This is a genomic window from Flavobacterium sp. (genome assembly GCF_035760125.1).
Taxonomy (GTDB): domain Bacteria; phylum Bacteroidota; class Bacteroidia; order Flavobacteriales; family Flavobacteriaceae; genus Flavobacterium.
Map to the genome: position 1 here is coordinate 1 of NZ_DASTTN010000211.1, position 2220 is coordinate 2220.

Below are 2220 nucleotides of genomic sequence, written 5' to 3' on the forward strand. Positions count from 1 at the left end.
ATTGCCTGATATTATAAAAAAGCAAGGGGAGTTAAGTGAGAAAATGAAGCAAGGAATGAAACCTGGGGATAAGCCCGGAGAAGGAAACAAACCTGGCGGTAGTCAAAACAAAGGTTCACAATCTGGAAAAGGTCAAGGACAGAATGGTGAATCTGATGGGGATGGAGAAGGTGATGCTAAAGCTACTATGGATATTTACAAAGAACAAAAACAGTTACGTGAAGCATTACAAGAAGAGTTAAACAAAAAGGGTTTAGGTAATAGTGGACAAAATGCTTTAGAGCAGATGAAACAGTTAGAAAAGCAATTGTTGAACAAAGGCTTTAATAACGAAACGCTTCAAAGAACCAATAATATTAAACAGGAACTTTTAAAATTAGACACTGCTATTCGTTTGCAAGGTGAAGATCCAAAGCGTCAATCTGAAACGAATACCAAGAATTTTACTAATACGGCAAGTCCTTTACCTAAATCACTTTCAGATTATTTGAACAGCATCGAAATATTAAATAGACAATCGTTACCTTTGCGCTCGAATTTTAATCAAAAAGTTCAAGTTTATTTTAACAACAAATGATCAATTTTAATTACGAATCCGAATTTACACTAGAGAACGAAGAAGCTATTGCGTCTTGGTTAAGTGCTGTAATAGTTTCGGAAAACAAAACAGAAGGAGAAATCAATTATATCTTTTGTGATGATGAGTACCTTCATAAGATTAATGTAGAGTATCTTAATCACGACACTTTAACAGATATTATCAGTTTTGATTACACTATGGGTAACGAAATAGGAGGTGATATTTTCGTGTCGGTTGAAAGAGTTTTAGATAATTCTAAAGACTACAATACAAGTTTCGATGAAGAATTAAAACGCGTATTGGTTCACGGTGTTTTACACTACTGTGGTTATAAAGATAAGTCAGAAGCTGACGAAGTATTAATGCGCAGTAAAGAAGATGAAAAACTAACTATGTTTCACGTGGAACAGTAGTTAAAAATCTATCAAAATTATATAAAAAAGCAATACGTTCCACGTGAAACATTATAAAAATTTTATATTTTTTTTAATGTGTTTCACGTGGAACATTTTTAATTTTGTTGCATCAAAAAATTTTACGCTGAATAGTTTTAATTTTTTGTTTTTAACATGTTTCACGTGGAACGTTATTTTGAGATTTCATAATTCCTTTTCGAAGGATTAATATATAAGAAAATGTTTTTAGAAGAGTATGATGTAATTGTGGTGGGTGCGGGTCACGCAGGTTCAGAGGCAGCGGCAGCGGCAGCAAATTTAGGATCCAAAACTTTGTTGGTGACGATGAGTTTGCAGAACATTGCGCAAATGTCTTGTAATCCTGCGATGGGCGGAATTGCCAAAGGACAAATTGTTCGTGAGATTGATGCGCTTGGTGGATACTCCGGAATTGTTTCTGACAGAACTGCAATTCAATTCAAGATGTTGAATAAATCAAAAGGACCTGCTATGTGGTCTCCAAGAGTTCAAAGTGACCGTATGCGTTTTGCTGAAGAATGGAGAATGATGTTGGAGGGAACTCCAAATCTTGATTTCTATCAAGAAATGGTAAAAGGGTTGATAATTGAAAACGGAAAGATAAAAGGAATTAGAACTTCGTTGGGAGTGGAGATTCGTTCTAAATCTGTCGTGCTGACAAATGGTACTTTTTTGAATGGTTTGATCCATATTGGAGAAAAGCAATTCGGAGGAGGACGTGCCGGAGAAAGTGCGGCATTCGGAATAACCGAAGATTTGATTAAAGCAGGTTTTGAAGCAGGAAGAATGAAAACGGGAACACCTCCGAGAGTGGATGGACGTTCTTTGGATTATTCTAAAATGAATGAGGAAAAAGGGGATGCTAAGCCTGATAAATTTTCGTATTCGGATTTGACTAAACCTTTGTCTATTCAAAAATCATGTCATATGACTTACACCTCGAATGAGGTGCATAATATTTTAAGAGAAGGTTTTGATCGTTCTCCAATGTTTAACGGAAGAATAAAAAGTATCGGTCCGAGATATTGTCCTTCTATCGAAGATAAGATTAATCGTTTTGCAGATAAAGAGCGTCACCAATTATTTGTTGAGCCAGAAGGGTGGAATACGTGTGAGGTTTATGTAAATGGATTTTCAACTTCTTTACCTGAGGATATTCAGTTTAAAGCGTTGCGTACTGTTGTAGGTTTTGAGAATGTGAAATTC

2 protein-coding genes and 1 pseudogene are annotated in these 2220 nt (G+C 35.5%); all 3 read left to right on the plus strand.

Annotated elements, in window-relative coordinates; genetic code table 11:
• Positions 1-577 (plus strand): annotated as a pseudogene (locus VFS71_RS07810) (hypothetical protein); the annotation flags it as partial.
• Positions 574-993 carry an rRNA maturation RNase YbeY gene (gene ybeY, locus VFS71_RS07815; protein WP_326400367.1) on the plus strand — a complete coding sequence of 140 codons (420 nt, stop codon included), beginning with the start codon at positions 574-576 and terminating at the stop codon, positions 991-993. The pseudogene VFS71_RS07810 and the gene ybeY, both read left to right, overlap by 4 nt.
• 222 nt (positions 994-1215) lie before the next feature.
• On the plus strand, positions 1216-2220 hold a 1005-nt coding region (locus VFS71_RS07820; protein ID WP_326400368.1), incomplete at its 3' end, for an FAD-dependent oxidoreductase.